The organism is Beduini sp., assembly GCF_047239305.1.
Lineage (GTDB): Bacteria > Bacillota_I > Bacilli_A > Erysipelotrichales > Coprobacillaceae > Beduini.
The window spans coordinates 171,861-191,164 of sequence record NZ_JBKTEM010000003.1 but is presented as its reverse complement, the minus strand read 5'-3'; the positions used below and the strand labels follow the sequence as shown (position 1 = coordinate 191,164).

Genomic DNA, 19,304 nt, shown 5'->3' with positions numbered 1-19,304 from the left:
CTAATCAATCCAGCCAAAATGCTGACATGCATGCTCAATCCCGTTTTCTTTATTGGATTTTGTAATGTATGTCGCAATTTCTTTTAATTCATCGATAGCATTGCCCATTGCGATAGACATCGGTGCCTGCTTAAACATGGTATAGTCGTTATGACCATCACCAAATACAACGATATCTTCTTCATTTCCGCCAACTAGCTTGACAAGATCCACAATACCATGATATTTATCATCCGGTTCTACGATAATGCCATCCGAACGATAACGCATATACCCCAATGTTTTCAAATGCTTTAGCTTTGATTCTTCCTCTTGTGTCATCGTGATGTAAATTTTATAGATTTCTTTCAACTGATGAAAATCCATTTTTGGATCCACAATGATTTCACACCAATCCGCCTCTTCTTTAGGCGGTGTTTTAGTATAGTGAGCAGGCGTATCATCAATCACAACTTCCACATGAAAGCCACCTGCTAATGCCTCATCAATAATCAATAAAGCCTTTTGTCGATCTAATGGGTGAATCCATTGCACTTTCCCATCGATTGTGATGCCATTTCCACCATCATGAACAAGATTGAGAATTCCTGTTTCTTCTGCGGCATCCATCGCCATCCAATGTGCCCTTCCGGTTGCAATCGCAACAAAATGACCATTTTCCTGAAGCTTCTTTAAAGCATGTCGAGTCGAAGGAAGAATAACCCCGCCTGGATTGTCATTGGTTAAAGTCCCATCAATATCAAAAAACATATATTTCTTTTTCATAAAATTCTCCTTATTATTAAACCATATTTATTTAGTCTTCACAATATTTATAATTATACCAAAATTGTGTCACAAGTCATAGTTTTTTACTATATCTAGCAAAAAAACACCTTAGGAGGTGTTAGTTATAAATACGATGATGTGCGGTTGGCGAAGTATCTTCTAAAGCTTTAAAGACATAACCACGATCTTGGTAATACTGAATGATTGATGGCAAGGCTTTAACACTTTCCGTACTCCCACGCCCATCATGCATCAGCATAACAATACGTGTGATACCATCCCCGCTTTCGACTGCACGCGTAATCATATCCTGAGCTGTCAGTCCGGCATTGCCATCGCCAATATCGGCATTCCAGTCATAATAAATCATCCCATTGCGATTTGAGTAATCACTTAGTCGGGAAATAATGCCCTTATTATAATGACTGCTGACCGTGTTGCTGCTTCCTCCGGGAAAACGAAAGATGTTCGGACGATAGCCAATCTGCGCTTCTACCACATCGGTGATTTTATTTAAATCTTCAATATAGGCTTCATCACTTGAATAAATCTTATCATAATCATGACAATACGTATGCATGCCGATGGCATGTCCCTGATCATATGCCTCTTTAATATAGCTGTAATATTCCGGACACATACCGGTAACAAAGAAAGTCGCTTTAGCGTTATAGCGTTTAAGAATCGATAAGATTTCCGGAGTATTAAAACTAGGACCATCATCAATCGTTAAATACACCACTTTTTGTGCATCTTTGACTTTCGTAATTTCAATCTCACGAGTATAGACCGCCTCGTTTCCCTGACGATCTTTAGCCGTATAATAAATTTCATAGTTACCCGGGACACTCTCTCTGACTTTACTGAAATCTGCCGTAAATTCTGGATCAGGATCTTGATTGTCGATTGCTTTTACCCCTTCATAGTAATTGATGGGACTGCTGGCAGGTGCGGTCATTTTGCTTAGTCCCTGCATGACTGGCGGTGTTCCATCTTTCTTTTCAATATGAATCACTGTCTCCTTGGTTACCTGGTTATCCCACTCATCAGTAACGATGACTTTTACTGTATAATCCCCTAACTCACTAAAATCATAATCCTGATCAAACGTCACTGTCGTTGCTGAATCATCATGAATACTTTCAATAAGTTCCTCAGGAAGAACAGATTCCCCCTGAATAAAAGTCGCTTCTTTCAGCGTCACTTCCGGTATTAAGCGATCCACAACGAAAACACGCAGTACATCCTGCTTATCTTCAAACGTATATGTAAGCTCATATTCGCCTAACTGATCTGTCTGGACCTCACCTGCAATATTTATATCTTTATTTTGATATTTTTTTCTCAAATAACTTTTAGAATCAAAAGTTTCATGTATACACAGTTCTACTTTTGATGTTGTGAGAAGTTTATTCTTTTTTAATAAAAATATAGATACGCCAGCCACTGAAGCTATTAAAATAACCGCAATACTTCCAATCAACACTGCCAGACGCATTTTTCTTATTTTTCTTTTAGCCATTTTACCACCTATTATCATTCTATGCTTAGAACCTGTTGCACATTCATTGTCTTTTTTTCTTATTAACTATATAATTATTTCTATACAGGAGGTTACAACATGTTGCAAATTGGAGATCAAATCCCATCTTTAGATTATCAGTTAGATAATGGAGAAACTGGAAATCTGCATGATTTACTGGGAAAGAAAAGCATCTTATTCTTTTATCCAAAAGATTCTACACCGGGCTGTACGAAAGAAGCCTGCTCAATTAATGATCATTATCAGCTTTTGAAAGATCTTGGTTATACTATTTTAGGAATCAGTCCGCAAAACGCCAAATCAAAAGCTAAATTTAAAGAAAAGAACCATTTAATGCTTGATTTTATCTGTGATGAAGATACTTCGATCGCTCAGGCATTTGGAGTTTGGCAAGAGAAAAAACTATACGGTAAAACCTATATGGGTGTGGTACGAACAACTTTTGTCGCAGATGAATCAGGAACGATTACGCATCTTTTCAATAAAGTCAAAGTCGCAACCCACGGACAAGACTTATATGAAACGCTGAAAGAGGGATAGCACTATCCCTCTTTTAATATGTGTTCATTAATAAATACGGCTATTCCATCTTCATTATTGCTTTTCGTAATATAATCCGCAGTCTCTTTAACAATTGGATTCCCATTTGCCATGCAGACACCAACACCGCAGTCACGAATCATTTCCAAATCATTTAACTCGTCACCAAAAACACATACATTTTCCAGTGTAAATCCATGATTTTTAGCAATACGTTCAATGCCAAAGCTTTTAGATACATGCGGTTCTAAAAATTCAAAAAGCTCCTTTGTGCTGCGCACTCCACGGTAGCGCGGATCAGGATGGGCTAAGCAATATTTTTCTACTTCATCAATTACTTCCGGTACTCCCATTGCCAGCATCTTCGTTGCATTGGTACAGGTATAAGCAGATAAATCATCGACACATAATTTCAGTTTATTATTTTTAGCGATTCCATTAGATACTTTGTCATCTCGAGTCACATGATATTCATAGTCATCAAAAATACCAAAGCTAATATCGAAGTCTTTATAGGTATTCATGATATCTTTTAGAATAGATCCTTCTACTAAATGTGAACGCTCTTCTTTATCTAATGCATAATCAAAATATTGGGAACCATTAAATCCCATCAAAATATCAGTATAGGCTTCTACTCCCCAATCACCTAACAACTGTTTAACGGCAATCGGAGAACGCCCTGTCGCAATTCCAAACAGGATGCCGTGTTCTTTTAATTTACTGATGGCTTCTAAGGTTGCCGGAGTAATCTTTCGATGGTCATCCAGTAAAGTTCCATCAATATCGCACAATATCATTTTAATGTCTTTCATATTTCCACCTCGGTCTAATCGTAACAGAATTTTATATAATTCCGGCTTTATTTCCGGATATGAAAAAAGGTTCTGAAAACGAACCTATAATTCAATATTTTGAATAAGCGCAATATATGTTTCTAACCCTCTCATCAGATATTTTTCATCAAAATTAAATGTCTCTGTATGAAGTCCGCTGTGTTGTGTAGGCGTTCCAACTCCGACATAGAAAAATATCCCCGGAACTTTAGTCTGATAGAAAGAGAAGTCTTCTGCTAACATTAACGGATCTTTTAATTCGATATCCCCGTCTTGAAAGGCAATTGCTTTAAACTGCTGATAAAGCGTATGGTCATTAAGAACCGGTGGATACATCGGATCACAGACGCATTCAATCTGACAGCCATAGATATTCTCCATTGAGGCATTGATCTTTTTTATCTGTGAACTGATTTCTTTAAAAACATCATCGCTGTAAGTACGCACAGTACCATGCATCGTTGTTTTGTTGGCAACAATATTATTGGCACTTCCGCCTTCGATCATGCCAATATGGAGAAGTCCTTGCTCTAAAGGGGAGATCGATGTTACTTTAATACTTTTATACAGACCAATCAGCTGACTGGCAATCATGATCGTATCAATGCCTTGATGATACAATCCCGCATGAGAGCTCTGACCGCGAACCGTCACATGCAGTTCTCCGCATTCTGCCATTAACGGTCCTTGGCGGCAGGCAAGCTTCCCAGCCGGAATGTCCGGCATTAAATGCAAACCGAAGATACCTTTCACACGATACTTTTCTAAGATGCCTGCTTTAACCAAAAGTCCTGCGCCACCGGGAGATTCTTCTGCTGGCTGAAAAATCAGCAGTACATTATAACGTAATTCATTCTTATGATCTTTCAGCCACTTAGCAAAACCTAACAACGTTGCCATATGCCCATCATGACCGCAGGCATGCATACAACCCAAATGCTCAGATTTAAAAGGAATCGTATTCTTTTCCACAATATTTAAAGCATCAATATCACTGCGAAAAGCCATTGTTTCAGATTGATGAGCATCGATATAAACCAATGTTCCGGTTTCCAAAATTGCTTCATAAGCATATCCCATCATCGTTAACTGCTGACGTAAATACTGGGCAGTTTTATACTCTTTCAACCCGATCTCGGGAATGCGATGCAACTGCTGACGCCAATGTTTAATCCGTTCCTCCATTTTATTTATCCTCTTTCTATAGTTGTCTTAAATCATCTAACAGCTGGGTTTTACTCAAAGTTTTCTCATCTTTATGAGTCTTAATGATCTTTGCCGGATTGCCGGCTACTACTGCTCCACTAGGAACATCATTTAGTACGATAGCTCCCGCTCCGACAATGGCTCCCTTACCAATATGTACACCTTCCACAACAACCGCATTTGCACCAATCATGACATCATCCTCAATGATGACCGGCATTGCACTAGGCGGTTCAATAACGCCAGCCAACACAGTTCCGGCGCCGATATGACAACGTTTCCCAACTTCTACACGTCCACCTAAAACAGCTCCCATATCAATCATCGTATTTTCACCGATCTTACAGCCAATATTAATGATTGCTCCCATCATAATCACAGCTTGATCGCCAATGGTTACATGGTCACGAATAATAGCTCCCGGTTCAATTCGGGCGTTGATTGAAGTAATATCTAATAAATCAATAGCACTATTGCGGCGATCACATTCCATATAAGAATCCGTAATTTTATCTTTGTTTGCCTGCAAATAAGCACTAACATCTTCCTGATCACCAATCAGCAAGCAGCTCTCTTCATTTCCAAATATCTTCAGATGTGAATCTTTTGGTAAATGGGTTCCGTTAATATACACCTTGATAGGTGTTTTTTTCTTTGCTTCCTTAATATATTGAATAATCTGTTCTGCACTGTTATAATCCATCATTTTCCTCCTAATCAATTTCTCCTTGATAAACGCTTACCGCCGGACCGCTCATATAGACATGATTGTCTTTTGCCCATTCAATATCCAAATCACCGCCTAATAGCTGCACGGTTATTTTTCTTTTGCGGTTGGATAAAAGCATTGCTGCCACAGCAGAAGCACAAGCTCCGGTTCCGCACGCCTGCGTTTCTTTTGAGCCTCTTTCCCAAACTCTCATTTTAATCGTTTCTTCATCTATTAATTCAACGAATTCGGTATTCACTGATTCTGGGAAATAGAGGCTATATTCAAAGTATGGTCCAATTTTATCTAAATTCATACCCATAACATCGTTTACGAAGATAACACAGTGGGGATTCCCCATCGAAAGACATGTGACTTGATAAGTAACGTGGTTAATAGTAAGCGGCGCATCGATCATCTGTGCACATTCTAAGGCAACCGGTATCCTTGAACATTCAAAGATTGGTTCTCCCATATCTACTTTAGCGGACAGCACTTCTCCATTCACAATATCAAGATAGACGATCTTGTTTCCGCCCAACGTTTCAACTGTGATTCGCTCTTTGTTTGTCAAGCCATGGTCGTAGACAAACTTAGCGAAACAGCGAATGCCATTGCCGCACATTTTGCCCTCACTTCCATCTTTATTAAACATTCGCATCTTAAAATCACAATGTTCTGAAGCTAAAATCACGATCATGCCATCCGATCCTACACCAGTATGGCGATCACTGATTTTTTGAATGTATTCCCTGTCATAGCAGACATCCTCACTCATCCCATTTACATAGATATAATCATTGCCGATTCCATGCATTTTCGTAAACTTCACACTCTTATCCTCCGATGAATATAAATTGTTTTTTTTCTTTGTGTTATTATATTATATTTGTTGCAAAAAACAAATATAAAGAATTATTTTTTTATGTTCTATGCTATAATAGGAAACATATAAGGAGGATAAAGAATGTATAAAGAAATATCAAGAGAATTAATCTCTTTTATTAACGATTCACCCACTTCATTTCACGCTAATGATACCGTGAAAAGAATGCTTAATCAAGCCGGATATACAGAACTGACAGAAAGTCATTCATGGGAACTGAAACCCGGTGGAAAATACTATGTTTCTAAAAACACAAGCGCACTGATTGCCTTTACTGTAGGGACTCAGTTGGATCAATATAGCTTCAATATAAGTGCTGCACACTGCGATACTCCAACCTTTAAAATTAAACCGGTATCACGTATTGTCAGTGATAATCGCTATCATAAATTAAATGTTGAAATGTATGGCGGTGCTTTATGCGCTCCATGGTTTGACCGTCCATTATCAGTTGCCGGAAGAGCCATTATAAAAAACAACGATCGCTTTGAAACAAAATTAGTAAATATCGATAAGGATCTGCTGATTATTCCTAATCTCGCTATCCATTTAGATCGTGAAGCCAACAATGGTAAAAAATATAATACGCAGATTGATATGCTGCCTTTAGCCGGAAGTACAGCTTTAGATGAAAAATCATTTGAGACATTGATTGCGGAAAGTTTAAATGTAGAACCTGATGCTGTCTACTCATCTGATCTTTATCTTTATCCACGTATTTCAGGAACAATGATTGGATTAGAGGAAGAATTTATCGGGTCTCCTCGTTTAGATGATCTTCAATGCGTATTTGCCACATTAAAAGGATTTTTAGAAGGAAAAGCAGATCAATCGATCAATGTATTTTATATGGCAGATAACGAAGAAGTGGGAAGTTCTACTAAACAAGGTGCTGCTTCAACGTTCTTAATCGATACATTATCACGCATTAATCAAAATTTAGGCGGAAATGATGAACGTCTTCATTGTGCCTTAGCCTCTTCTATGATTGTATCTGCTGATAATGCTCATGCGGTGCATCCGAATCATCAGGATCTTTCAGATCCTCACAATCGTGTATATATGAATGATGGTGTGGTTATTAAATACAGTGCTCGTCAATCTTATACGACCGATGCATTATCTGCGGCATTATTTATTGAATGCTGTAAAAAAGCAGGTGTCCCTTACCAGCACTATACAAACCGCTCTGATTTAATGGGTGGAGGAACTTTAGGGGCAATCAGTTCTCATCAAGTCAGCATCGCTTCTATTGATATTGGGTTGGCTCAGCTAGCCATGCATTCAAGCTTTGAGCTTGCCGGTGCAAAAGATACCGCCTATATGATTGATGCTATGAAAGTGTTCTTCTCAACGCATTTAGAGTCTACAGAGCCCGGTGTCATTATCGCTAAATAAAAATTATTCGTTTGTATCATCTCTAGTGGGGTGATACTTTTTTATTTTTCCAAGGACGTTCTTTATCCAGCCATCCCTGCTCCTTCCAGTAATCTTTTTCCATAGGTGAAGCACTCCAATCTTTCTTTTGCATAAAACGCATCATATAAAAAATAGCTTTTGTTTTAATCCCCACCTTTGCTTTTTTATATTTCGCTTTATTTGCAAGGGCTGTTGTCTCTTTATCTATTTTCAATTTTTTATTGGGTGAAACTTGTTTCCAATTCATCGCCTGAACACTGATCCCATAACGCTCAATATTGGGAATTCCCCAATAAGTCAATGCTGTCGTGATATCTTTTATTGCTGATTTTGTGCCTGTTCCTGCCGCAGTAGAAACCACAACCGCCTTTTTTTGAAACATAACTGCTCTAGGTTTATGATTCATCCAGTAAGTAAAAGTTAAATCAATAAAAGTTTTCATCGGCGCCGAAGCTCTTAAACAATACGTAGGCGTTGTTAAGATCAGTAAATCTGCTTTTTCAACTTCACTCATTATTTTATTTTTCTCTTTATAAAAAGGACAGTGCTGTTCTTCTTCTACACATTGATAACAGCCTAAACAAAAATGCGCCAAATCTCTTGGCAGAAAAAATTCACTGATCTCATTTTTTGCCCCCACCTTCTCCGCAATTATTCTACCAATATGGTAGGAACTGCCTTGATGGTTCTGCCCATGAATCAAAACGATTTTCATTCCGATCCCTCCTTTTTATACAAATGATTAAACTGACGAATATGCTGTTCAATTATCTGTAAGGCTTCCTTTTCTTTCTGCGGCTCACGATCACATAAGGTCAGCATCAAATAAATAGGTGAATAAAAATGGATTGCCATGATATTTGGATCATTATCTTTCAATTTATTTTGAAGGCCCAGCAAATAAAATAATCCGGATTGATAAGCTAAAGGTCCCTCCACATACTGCTTTGAATATAAAGCAGCTAATTCAAAATCATGAAACTGTTCAATCGTCAGCATCTTGCGAAATTTACTTACATATTCATCATGCAGAAAATATAGAAATAACTCGGTTCCCATCTTTACCAAGGTTTCTTCATCTACTATAGAGAACACAGCAATATCCTGATCCGGCTGACTGCCCTCCATCTTCAATTGAGTGGTTTGCTGTTCATAGCTTTTTTTCATTTCTTCTAGGATTGCATTAAAAATATCCTGTTTGCTTTTATAATGTTTATATAATGAGGGAGCCTTGATGCCTACTGCCTCAGCTATTTCTCCGACATAAACTGCACTATACCCTTTATTTGAAAATAAAGTTAATGCTTCTTTTAATATCTTTTCTTTTGTTGTCATAACGTACCTCTCTGGCTAACTATAATTAGCTTTCTTTTATTATAGGCTAATTACAATTAGCTGTCAATAAGACAACACACAAATAAAAAACCAATAACAGGGTTTTAGTGTCATCGGTTTCTATTATAATCTATAAACGAATAATTATTTCATCTCCATCACTGGAATGTACTTCTACTAATGTTAATCCTTTAAATTGTTTGCGATATTTTTTTATCTGTCTTAGAAAATCTCTTTGCCCTATTGGAGAGATATAGACATATCTTTTTAAGGAATAAAACAAAATAGAAAAGCTGTATCGATTTAAAAATAAGGAGTAAGGAAGATAGAGCCAAAGCCTGAATCCTTTGGATTTTATTCGAATCTTCATTACTCCACCATCACTTCAACGATATCTCCCTGACTGCTTTCAATCTCTACGATTTTTCCAATAGCACCATTTTCAATTAAGGAGATAATCATATGCAAATCCAGTCCTTTTAATATTTCGCTACCATTAAATTCAGGCAGTTCAATTTTCATATCGGCTGCCATTTTAACGAAAACTAATGGCAGATTCACTTTTACTTTATCTCCATCTACTGACAAAATATTGACACGCAGAAACATCTCATTAATATTTTTACGGGCTTCCATCGGTACATAGCGGACTGTCTCATCACGCTCTTTCACTAATTCATCAAGGGATATGTTAAAGAATTCTGACAATTCAACTAAAACAGGAAGATCAGGAATACTTATATCCTTCTCCCATTTACTGACGGCTTGAGATGAGACTCCCATCTTTTCTGCCAGTTCATCTTGTGTCATCTTTCTTAGTTTTCTTAGATCATTAATTTTTTCACCCATTGTTTTTTTCATACATTTACCTCTTTCTGTAATCAACTTACACCTAGATTATAAATGGGAACTCATTAGAAAAGAAGAGACTGGCGGTTGGATTTCCCGACTCTTAGTTGTAAATCGTGAAACCAGCAGTTGAATCTATCATTTGAACTCTCTTTTATTAAAGTATAGACAGCATAATCAAGGATTAATCGATTTTAACTCCTATGCGATACCATTCCCGATGCCCTTGATTATCAAAGAATCGAGGAATGTCAAACCCACCTGCAATTAAAGCAAGCAAACATATGATAATTCCCGTAAGCATACACATCTTACTTATTTTGATCCATTTATCTTGATCCATGAAAAACACCCCCCATTTCTAAATGCACTGCTGACACTGTCAATAATTCGCCAGCTTGCACTTTTTGAATAATCAATCGATTTTTGAGCTAAACGAATCGTCCAATAACTTAACCCAACACAAAAGATACCGACACCTAGCTGAAAGATGCCATAAAGAAATGTTGTTATCATGACTGGAACTGCGCCAAAGATCCCAATAAGAGCGCCAACGACACTTGCAAAAGCAAAAGATACCGTAACAATAGGCAAACACCAAATAATAATTAGGATTGATAAGATAAACATTGCCCCAGCTAGCAAGATGCTTACCCATAAAGGAGAGCCTAAAATAATTAACGTCTTTACTAAAACCGTAGGAGGGGCAGATTGTTCTAAAGCAGGCTGTGATTCACTGACCGCTCTATCGGCAATTTCTTTTGGTTCTTCCAAGCGAGCAACTGCTTCTTCCTCACTGCAGCCATTTTCCTTATAATCCTCAATCAGTTCTTCATAATAGTTTAATATATTTTTCTTTTCTGAATAACTTAGCTTAAACAAAGCTTTATCCAGTGTATCCAAAAACATTTGTTTATTCACGTTCATTCTCCTCCTTTATAAATTGATAAATTTTTTCTACTTGTTTCCATTCCACAAGAAATTCTTTTATTTTTTCTTTTCCATTATCTGTAATCTGATAATATTTACGCAGACGTCCCTGATGTTCCACAGAATAAGTGGTTAAACTGCCATTTGCTTCTAAACGTTTTAATATCGGATATAATGTGGACTCACTTGTTTCAACATAGTCACTTACATCTTTGACGATTTGATAGCCATAGGAATCTCCCCGTTTCAATACGGTTAAAACACATATATCGAGCAAGCCTTTTTTTAGCTGAATATCCATTTTATCCCTCCTATCACATAATACTATATATTACATAGTATTATGTGTCAAGCAGTAAATAAAAAACATTCAGACATTATCTGAATGCTATAAAAGAATTTGGTATACGCCAACTAATGGCATTACAATCACCAAAGACGGGATAAGATTAATCGCTTTAATATGTAGTATTTTAGCCACACTCATGCCTAAAATAATTGTCATCAGCCCACCGCACGCTTTAAAATCCATGATCATGACATCATTGACATAAGGAAGAATCCCCTTCGCTATTAAAAAGCAGGCAAATAAAATGACAAACTGAGGAATCGGGATCAATGCCTGAGCATACCCCAGTGTCGTTCCAAAAAGAATAGCTGTAAAGAAATCTAAAATAGATTTAGACATCAGCACCGTAGAGTCTCCTGACATTCCTTCAACCAAGGCACCAAAAATACCGGTTCCGCTCATGCAGAACATTACTACAACCAGCAGATACATTTCCATGTATGCACCGTGATCTCCTTCTATTTTAAAAGAACAGCGTTTCAGTATCCTTTCAAAAAAACAAGATACATAACGATCAATGTGAAGCATTTCCCCAATCACCGTACCAATAATTAACGACATAATCACAATAGGCAATGTCTGAACATTCACTAAAGAAGTAATCCCGATAGACATCGCACACACGCCAAAGACTTTAGGCAAAGTTTCCTTTAGATGTTCCGGTACGTAATGACGTAGTAACCCGCCAATCATCGATCCGATGAATACAGCCAATGTATTGACAATCACCCCAAATGGCATAGTTTTCCCCCTAATCAATCAAATTAAAATGTTTACAGGCATATTCAATGCCATCTTCATCTACACTTTTAGTTACATAATAGGCTAAATCTTTTAATTCGTCAATAGCGTTCCCCATCGCAATAGAAAACGGAACTTCTTTAAACATCGCAACATCATTCTGACCATCGCCAAAAAAAATGATATCATCAATACTGCCGTTTTCCATTTCCACCAACTCTTTTACGCCCTTATATTTATTGTCCGGTTCAAAAGCAATGCATTCATCAACATAGCGCATGATCTTATGGGCATCAATCGTCTGAATTTTATCTTCATCACCACGCTGCAATCCTAAAAAGACTTTATAGGCATCATTTTGACGATGATCAAAAGCCTCGTTTATTTCAACTGGGAAAGTTTCAAACCCAATTTGTTTTTGTCCGCATAGCATGGTTGAATTAGCATGCAGTTTTCCCGAATGATCAATCATAAAAGCAAAAGGCACTTTCTTCTCTAATAATTCATCACACAAGCGTACAACTAATTGTTTATCTAAAGGTTCCACATGAATTAACTGGTCGCGAATCATCAATCCATGTCCCCCATCACTCACAATATAATGAATACCTAACTTTTCTGCTACCGGCTTTACAGTCAGCATCGAACGTCCGGAAGCAACCGCTGTCACATGCCCTTTATCCTGCAATGCCTTAATAGTTCTTACTGTTGATTCAGGAATATACTCTTTCCCATCCTTTATTGAAACCAGTGTTCCATCAATATCAAAAAATATATATTTCATACCCTAACACTCCTTTGTTTATAAGTATAGTCGCTGTACATATTTTTGATATTTCTTTTTCTAAAAATAAAAAAAGAAAATCACAAAGATTCCCTTCTTAAATAATAAAGTTTCCATCTTTAAATAATTGTATTTTGGTTCCATCTGCACATGTCCCAATAACTTCCATGTCCGGACTTCCAAACATAAAGTCACAATGAATCATTGAGAAGTTGGCTCCGGCATCTTCCATTTCTTCTTTTGACATGTTTGAAGCATTTTTTAGGTTACTGCCATAGCAGTTTCCTAAAGCCAAATGGCAAGAAGCATTTTCATCAAACAATGTATTATAGAAAATCAATCCAGTATCTGAAATCGGTGAATGATCACTGATTAATGCCACTTCTCCAAGATAGCGTGCGCCTTCATCCATATTCAATAGGCTTTCTAACGCTTCCTGATTCTTTTTTGCTTCTGCTTCGATCACTTTTCCATCTTTAAAGACAAAATAGAAATCCTCGCATAATTTCCCCTGTATGTTTAATGGCTTTGTGGCAACTACTTTTCCATTAACTTTCAAACGATGCGGCATACAGAATATTTCTTCTGTTGGCATGTTAGGTGTAAAGCCAATGTTTGTCGGTGTCATTTCCTGCCCACCTGACCATTGATGATTTTCTACTAATCCAACTATTAAATCTGTTCCTAAACTGTTTTTAAAATGCAAAGATTCAAAGGCATGATCGGTTAACAGCTGACGATGCTTTAAAATTGTATCAACATGCTTCTGCCATAATACAATCGGATCATCCGTTTCATTTATACGACAACATTCAAATATCGCTTCCCATAGTTTACAAACAGCGGCATCCGGCTCCAAATCCGGGAAAACCAAAGCCGCCCAGTCCGCATTAGGTACACATAACCCCAGCCATTGTCCTTGACTAGTTGATTTATAATAGCGGAATGGCTGAAAGGCTTTTGAAGATGCCAGTTGCTCAATCTGAATCTTCTTGCTGTCAATATCACTTAATAACGATGGTTTAGGTGAGGCAATATTGATCATGGCACACTTTCGATTAATCTGTTCTTCTTTTTGCTTAATCTTCCATTTTGGAATATTTGCCAATTCTTCGTCACTGTTGTAAAGGTAATCTAGGCGATGACTTTCTGCATCATTCCATTCAATTTCCACTTTGCTTGCTCCAGCTTCATAAGCAGCTTTAGCGATCATACGTGTAAATTCTGGATATTCCAAAGTAGATGTAATCACTAAATACTGATTAGGCTGTAAATTCACTCCCACTCTTACAGCTAAACGTGCATATTTTTCTAATAACTCTTTCATAATTCCCCTCCTTATTTTTCCATTATACACTAATCTTAAAGAAAGAAAAACAAAGGTGCTGATGCATTGATTATTATCTCAACATGCTATCGTCTGTTTGCTTTATTTTTTTAATAATGAAAAACGCTGACCCTGATAATAGTATCATAAAAAAAATAATAGCAGGAATCTGCTGATCTCCGGTCAAGACATTTTCCTTTTCTTTTTCAATAATCGTTTCCTCGTCTGCTTCATCATTTCGATCTTGATGATCATTTTCATTTTGTGTTGGTACCTTTGGTTTATCTAAGATCGTAATTGTTTCTTCTTTTGACAAGACCAAACGATAATTTACGCCAGCACTTAATGTCCCTAAAGTGATTTTATGTTCTCCCGGTGTAAGTTCTCCTTCAATTGCCAAAGATCCAATTATTACATCACCATGAAGCAGGCGACTTTCGTCATAACTATAAGGAATTGCCGGAAGATTTTCCCCCAATGAAAAACTGATATTGGATTGCGGCAAGATTTCTATTTGTCTAGGTTCAACAGTAAATGAAATACAACTTTTTGTTTCATAGCCGGTATCATCTATTGAACAAACTGTTAGTAAATACTCTCCGGCTTTCAGTCTTCGATTTGCGATGACGGTACCATCTTCCTGTAATGTAAAATCATCTGATGCTGAAACTAAACTAAATGATTCTGTTTTATGTTCAACGATTGCGGCGCCGTCTTTTACTTGACCAATAATCGTTCCTTCTTCAATCATGCCATATTCAATACGTGGTGTTAAAGATTCATCTAAAGTAATTTGCGGAAGCGTATGCGTTCGCGTTGAAATGAGCATCATGATACGTACACCTGCTGTTAGTGTATCATCAGCAGCTACCTGCATTTCACCATTTTCATCTCGATATACCGGCTGTTCTTGATATGGATAAGAATCTTCAGTAAACAACCAATATTTGGCAGGATTTCCTTCTGCATCTTTTGCTTGCTGTTCAAACGATGAATCTAAAAACAACTCATTTACAATACTATTATCCATTATTCTGGTATCTACAATAAAATAGGATACATCCGTTAGCGTAGGAATTTTATTTAATATATAATGAATTGCATTATCTTTCACCTGCTTAGCTTCTTCAAAAGTAAACTGGTCATAGACATTCTCTGAATAAAGAAGTATATTTTCTCCTATTTCATTAGCAACAATCCATTTTACAGGATGATGAGATAAATCTTGTCCAAATTGCAGGCGATCTCCTTGTTTAAACAGACACTCATTTTCTAAGACTGTCAATGTAGGATTATTTCCTTTTAATGTAATCTCATATTTTGAACTATTAAAATAAATTTTCAGATTAGGATAAATTCCTTTATGATAATAATCACTGCCGTCATTTGGTGCCGCATTAATAGAATTCATAATCGATTCTAAAGTATCTCCCAAAACAAGAGTTCCTTCTTCTAAATGATATTGAAAAGGCAAGTCATAACGACTGTAAATACCATCTAAGACTTCCAAATCATTAATTGAAACAGCAATTTTTCTTTTTGTGATTACCGCTGTTATATCGGGTGTCAATGTAAAACAATAAGATGAAGAATTTATTTGTATATCTCCGCTTGTTATTTCAACAGTTTGAGGATACCAATTATTTGTCACCTGATAATCTAAACTTCCTGAAAAAATATTGTCTGTATCATCAAATATGCTTCCATCTTCTTGATACACTTTATATGATGGGGTAAATGTTTCTCCATATTGAATAGATTGATTGTGATCAGGAGTAATCGTTAGTACAGGATAAGAATAGGGACGATCTGTAACAATAGTAGATGAAGTCAGCATACTATAGTCTAAACCATAAACATTCCCTGTTGTACTCGAAAGTGAGATGATATTTCCATCGCCTTGAAATAAAGGAATATTAACTCTTGCCTGATCATCACTCGTTACTGAATAAACATGATCACCGCAAGTAATGGAAAGCTCTTTAGAACGATCAACTTTATCCAGCTGAACAGACGCAAAACGAACAGAATTACTGGACTGATCCAATGGAGATACATTAAATTGCTGCCAATTTGTATTATTGCCGTTTAATAAAGCAAGAACATTTCCACCATTATATTGAATAGATTCACCACGTATCGCATTATTAGGTCCGCTGGCATAAATGATACCGCCGTTAATAATAATATCGGCTTTTCCGGATTCTCTATCACGGGATCCCCCTATTCCGTTAGATTGGTTATTGGATGACGCTTTGATTATTCCTCCGTTAATTGTAATTTGACAATTCTTATTTCCATTTCTTTCAGCATTGCCAAGACCTCCGCCATAATCTCCTCCAACAGTATCGATCACTCCACTATTGATAGTGATAATACCGGCTCCTTCTGTATAGCCGCATTTTTGCCCTCCACCTATACCTGCTCCTCTTTTACCGGTACGACAAATTGCTGAACCACTTCCCTCAATGATTAATTCTGCCATTGTGCCGTCACTCGCTTGCGGAACTCCAATAGCAGCATTATAATCTGCCCCTTTAAATTTATTTTCACCTTCTAAAATAAGCGTTACTGATGCACCCGGTCGAATAAACAAAGGAGATGGTTCTATTATATCAGTAGAATAATCCACAATATTTAAATGATCTGCAACGATTGTTGTGCGTACTCCCATTTGTACAGTTATTTTATTTGACGTACTATTGCTACTTGAAATAATATGATATCCTTTAGGATTGACCTCAGTAATGACAGAACCATCCTCACCATAGCCGCTGATATGATCCACATCAATAGATATTTTCCCTTTGCTAATGTCTAATACTGTCATCTCACTGTAAAGATTTTCTTCCGCTTTCACTACGGTATTCAGCTTTGACGAACAGATCATAGCAAATACAAATACCCCTAACCAAATGTATACTTTTTTCTTCATCCCTTATTCTCCATTCAAAACATAATCATATTTTTATTATATCATCTTTCAGTAAATGCCACCACCTCATAATCGTCTTATAATCTTATTGCAGAGAATGAAATTAAAACGCAGTTTACTCATGAAAGTAATCCTGCGCTCCCTTTTATTTATTCAAATAGTATTACTCACTGTACTACTTCTTTTAAAGATAAATATAATTCCTTTTCTTCTTCATAGATTTCTGAAATTGACTTAGACATCTTTTTCAAAAGGGAAATATCAGCAGTTTGAGATAATTCCCACATATCATTGGCGATCACATCCCACTTCTTAGAAAGCTCGATGAATTTTTGTCCTATAGTAAGCAAAGCATCCTTGTTGACAAAAGGAACTGCTTCTATTAAAAATTCTCCATACATTTTACGAAAAATTCCGCCACCTGTTCCACCATCTTTATTTATTTGAAAATAGTTGGCTACACCGGAAGTTTTAAGTTTCTCGGTATTAAACTGCTGCCATTTTAATACTTCCTTAGAGAATTTCTTTATGCCATTTATCCCTAAGTGCTGTGCTGGAGGATTCAGCATCGTTTCACAAGTTTCATTGATTGCTTCCTTTATAACTGTGGAATCAATAGCTCTATATCCTGTGAAGTCAAATGTTAGAAATTTGTTGTTGGCAGGAAAAGGTCTGTGTGAGCTGCTGCGGGCTTTCTCAATTTCAGTATAATCTACTAAATGATAATCCTGATGTATTTGCCCTTCTGGAATCTGAATAAGATAATCATCATTATCTCGGTCACTCAGCCAAAATTTTTTTATCGATTCATCATAACCGAATAACACTACTGCATGTCCGCCAAAATGACTGTCCGGTTCCATGCCAAGATATTTTAAATAAGGCATATCTGCATAGATTAAAACTGGATCATTGTTATCAATCATCTGTTTTGTTATCTCTAATACCTTGGTATAATCCTTTGAATGCTTACATTGAATTGTGATATTCAAGCGTTTGGCAAGTTTCTTTTCAAATTCAAATACTTTAGTTCTTCCACTCACCATCGGTGAGTGAGATTGATTGATATACAGAAAAGATAATCCAGAGGCTATTCCGAAAATCATTTCCTCTGACAGAGGATACCCATAATACGAAAAAATCTGTTTCAAAGAGTTGGTGATACAATGCTTCCCACCTAACGGGATAAAATTTTCAATCACTTTTTTCATTATAACGCCTTTCCATCTATCTCATAAGGCAAAAGAATTTCTGTAATATAATTAGCTGGATTCCCATGAAAGATCATCCCTGGACTTTTGATATAGATTTCTCTTGAAGGTGTCAATACTGTTAAATCATGAGCATTCACATATTCAAACAGTGCCTTATAAGCTAAATGCATTGTTTCATAGCTTCCATAATGAATAGTCCGAATTGCCTTTATTTTAGGGATCCATTTGCATTTTATATTAGAGTCTTTTATTTGTTTTTTAATTGGTATACATAGTTCAATGTCTGCTTCTTCGGTACATGCTTCATCATAATAGCAATTAAAATGTCGTCCATTCTTATTATTTTTCACCGCTTTATAAAGCTTTGGTACATAATGAGCAAGATCACTGTATTTTCCGGTGAATCGAAGTGCGCCAGCAAAAACCGAATCAATCTCAACCCTCTCTACCTGATAAGGATTATCCTTTAACACTTTATCTAATAATGGGATGCCTAAGCCCATTTTTAGAATCAATTCTTTTTCTTTTGAGATATTCTTTTCAATAATGTTTATTTTTTCTTGCAGGATATAAGCTAAATCTTCCTCACTTTCAACCATTTCTATACATTCTTTAATTTCCATGATGGAAAAATCCAGGAATCTTAAATACTTAATGAGCAGCCCCTTTTGCAAATCACTATCACAGTAATAGCGATACTGATTTTCCTCATTTCGATAGCTGGGCTTTAATAAGTTCTCTTCATCATAATAACGAAGGGCTTTAACAGTTAATCCTGTAATTTTAGAAAACTGACTTATTTTATACATAGAATCCTCTTTCAATAAACATTATAAACTATCCCCTGCACCGGAAAGTCAAGTTAATTATAACGTATTTGTATACGTAATAATAGAAATAGAACAGCATACTAAAAAGCCAGTGTCTTTCGTT

21 protein-coding genes are annotated in these 19,304 nt (G+C 36.5%); 2 read left to right on the top strand and 19 right to left on the bottom strand.

Translation table 11 applies throughout. From position 1 onward, the window contains the following. Positions 1-765 (bottom strand): HAD-IIB family hydrolase, encoded by a 765-nt coding sequence (locus ACLRVU_RS07200; RefSeq protein WP_412891353.1) that lies wholly within the window; start codon positions 763-765, stop codon positions 1-3. A gap of 121 nt (positions 766-886) precedes the next feature. Continuing rightward, the gene (locus ACLRVU_RS07195) at positions 887-2,290 is read right to left on the bottom strand and encodes a polysaccharide deacetylase family protein (protein ID WP_412891352.1); all 1,404 of its coding nucleotides are present in this window, start codon (positions 2,288-2,290) and stop codon (positions 887-889) included. Positions 2,291-2,389: 99 nt separating this feature from the next. Between ACLRVU_RS07195 and bcp the strand changes: the two genes are divergently transcribed. Continuing rightward, the gene (gene bcp, locus ACLRVU_RS07190) at positions 2,390-2,851 is read left to right on the top strand and encodes a thioredoxin-dependent thiol peroxidase (protein WP_412891351.1); all 462 of its coding nucleotides are present in this window, start codon (positions 2,390-2,392) and stop codon (positions 2,849-2,851) included. 2 nt (positions 2,852-2,853) lie between these two features. Here the strand turns inward: bcp and ACLRVU_RS07185 are convergent, their stop codons facing one another. The 4 genes from ACLRVU_RS07185 to dapF form a co-directional block, all read right to left on the bottom strand. Beyond that, complete coding sequence (locus tag ACLRVU_RS07185) at positions 2,854-3,666, bottom strand: Cof-type HAD-IIB family hydrolase (RefSeq protein ID WP_412891350.1); 813 nt, start codon at positions 3,664-3,666, stop codon at positions 2,854-2,856. Positions 3,667-3,750: 84 nt separating this feature from the next. Beyond that, positions 3,751-4,872, bottom strand: coding sequence for a M20 metallopeptidase family protein (locus ACLRVU_RS07180; RefSeq protein ID WP_412891349.1), 1,122 nt, complete (start codon positions 4,870-4,872; stop codon positions 3,751-3,753). Positions 4,873-4,888: 16 nt separating this feature from the next. Beyond that, entirely contained in the window at positions 4,889-5,596 is a 708-nt protein-coding gene (gene dapD, locus ACLRVU_RS07175) for a 2,3,4,5-tetrahydropyridine-2,6-dicarboxylate N-acetyltransferase (protein WP_412891348.1), read from the bottom strand. Between the two features lie 10 nt (positions 5,597-5,606). Next, positions 5,607-6,434 (bottom strand): diaminopimelate epimerase, encoded by an 828-nt coding sequence (dapF, locus tag ACLRVU_RS07170; protein WP_412891347.1) that lies wholly within the window; start codon positions 6,432-6,434, stop codon positions 5,607-5,609. A 135-nt stretch (positions 6,435-6,569) separates the two neighbouring features. Here dapF and ACLRVU_RS07165 point away from each other — a divergent pair, with 135 nt between their 5' ends. Then, complete coding sequence (locus ACLRVU_RS07165) at positions 6,570-7,886, top strand: M18 family aminopeptidase (protein WP_412891346.1); 1,317 nt, start codon at positions 6,570-6,572, stop codon at positions 7,884-7,886. 22 nt (positions 7,887-7,908) lie between these two features. Here the strand turns inward: ACLRVU_RS07165 and ACLRVU_RS07160 are convergent, their stop codons facing one another. The 13 genes from ACLRVU_RS07160 to ACLRVU_RS07100 form a co-directional block, all read right to left on the bottom strand. Beyond that, positions 7,909-8,622 (bottom strand): flavodoxin family protein, encoded by a 714-nt coding sequence (locus ACLRVU_RS07160; RefSeq protein ID WP_412891345.1) that lies wholly within the window; start codon positions 8,620-8,622, stop codon positions 7,909-7,911. Then, positions 8,619-9,242, bottom strand: a complete 624-nt coding sequence (locus tag ACLRVU_RS07155) for a TetR/AcrR family transcriptional regulator (protein ID WP_412891344.1) — start codon at positions 9,240-9,242, stop codon at positions 8,619-8,621. The genes ACLRVU_RS07160 and ACLRVU_RS07155 overlap by 4 nt, the downstream gene beginning before the upstream one ends. Positions 9,243-9,372: 130 nt before the next feature. Further along, entirely contained in the window at positions 9,373-9,612 is a 240-nt protein-coding gene (locus ACLRVU_RS07150; RefSeq protein WP_412891343.1) for a hypothetical protein, read from the bottom strand. Then, a complete protein-coding gene (locus tag ACLRVU_RS07145) occupies positions 9,612-10,103 on the bottom strand; it encodes a helix-turn-helix domain-containing protein (RefSeq protein WP_412891342.1) in 492 nt (163 codons plus the stop codon). The genes ACLRVU_RS07150 and ACLRVU_RS07145 overlap by 1 nt, the downstream gene beginning before the upstream one ends. A 172-nt stretch (positions 10,104-10,275) precedes the next feature. After that, on the bottom strand, positions 10,276-10,434 hold the full coding sequence (locus ACLRVU_RS07140) for a hypothetical protein (RefSeq protein WP_412891341.1): 159 nt from the start codon (positions 10,432-10,434) through the stop codon (positions 10,276-10,278). Further along, on the bottom strand, positions 10,407-11,012 hold the full coding sequence (locus ACLRVU_RS07135; protein ID WP_412891340.1) for a DUF1700 domain-containing protein: 606 nt from the start codon (positions 11,010-11,012) through the stop codon (positions 10,407-10,409). The genes ACLRVU_RS07140 and ACLRVU_RS07135 overlap by 28 nt, the downstream gene beginning before the upstream one ends. Further along, positions 11,005-11,322 (bottom strand): PadR family transcriptional regulator, encoded by a 318-nt coding sequence (locus tag ACLRVU_RS07130; RefSeq protein WP_412891339.1) that lies wholly within the window; start codon positions 11,320-11,322, stop codon positions 11,005-11,007. The genes ACLRVU_RS07135 and ACLRVU_RS07130 overlap by 8 nt, the downstream gene beginning before the upstream one ends. Before the next feature lie 87 nt (positions 11,323-11,409). Further along, entirely contained in the window at positions 11,410-12,111 is a 702-nt protein-coding gene (locus tag ACLRVU_RS07125; RefSeq protein WP_412891338.1) for a DUF554 domain-containing protein, read from the bottom strand. 10 nt (positions 12,112-12,121) lie between these two features. Then, a complete protein-coding gene (locus tag ACLRVU_RS07120; protein ID WP_412891337.1) occupies positions 12,122-12,895 on the bottom strand; it encodes an HAD family hydrolase in 774 nt (257 codons plus the stop codon). Between the two features lie 97 nt (positions 12,896-12,992). Then, positions 12,993-14,222: an aminopeptidase gene (locus tag ACLRVU_RS07115; RefSeq protein WP_412891336.1), complete on the bottom strand. Its 1,230-nt coding sequence runs from the start codon at positions 14,220-14,222 to the stop codon at positions 12,993-12,995. Positions 14,223-14,295: 73 nt separating this feature from the next. Further along, positions 14,296-17,157: a hypothetical protein gene (locus ACLRVU_RS07110; protein WP_412891335.1), complete on the bottom strand. Its 2,862-nt coding sequence runs from the start codon at positions 17,155-17,157 to the stop codon at positions 14,296-14,298. A 167-nt stretch (positions 17,158-17,324) separates the two neighbouring features. Further along, entirely contained in the window at positions 17,325-18,368 is a 1,044-nt protein-coding gene (locus tag ACLRVU_RS07105) for a BtrH N-terminal domain-containing protein (protein WP_412891334.1), read from the bottom strand. Further along, the gene (locus tag ACLRVU_RS07100; protein WP_412891333.1) at positions 18,368-19,180 is read right to left on the bottom strand and encodes a MerR family transcriptional regulator; all 813 of its coding nucleotides are present in this window, start codon (positions 19,178-19,180) and stop codon (positions 18,368-18,370) included. Before ACLRVU_RS07100 ends, ACLRVU_RS07105 begins: the two co-directional genes overlap by 1 nt. Between the last annotated feature and the right edge of the window lie 124 nt (positions 19,181-19,304).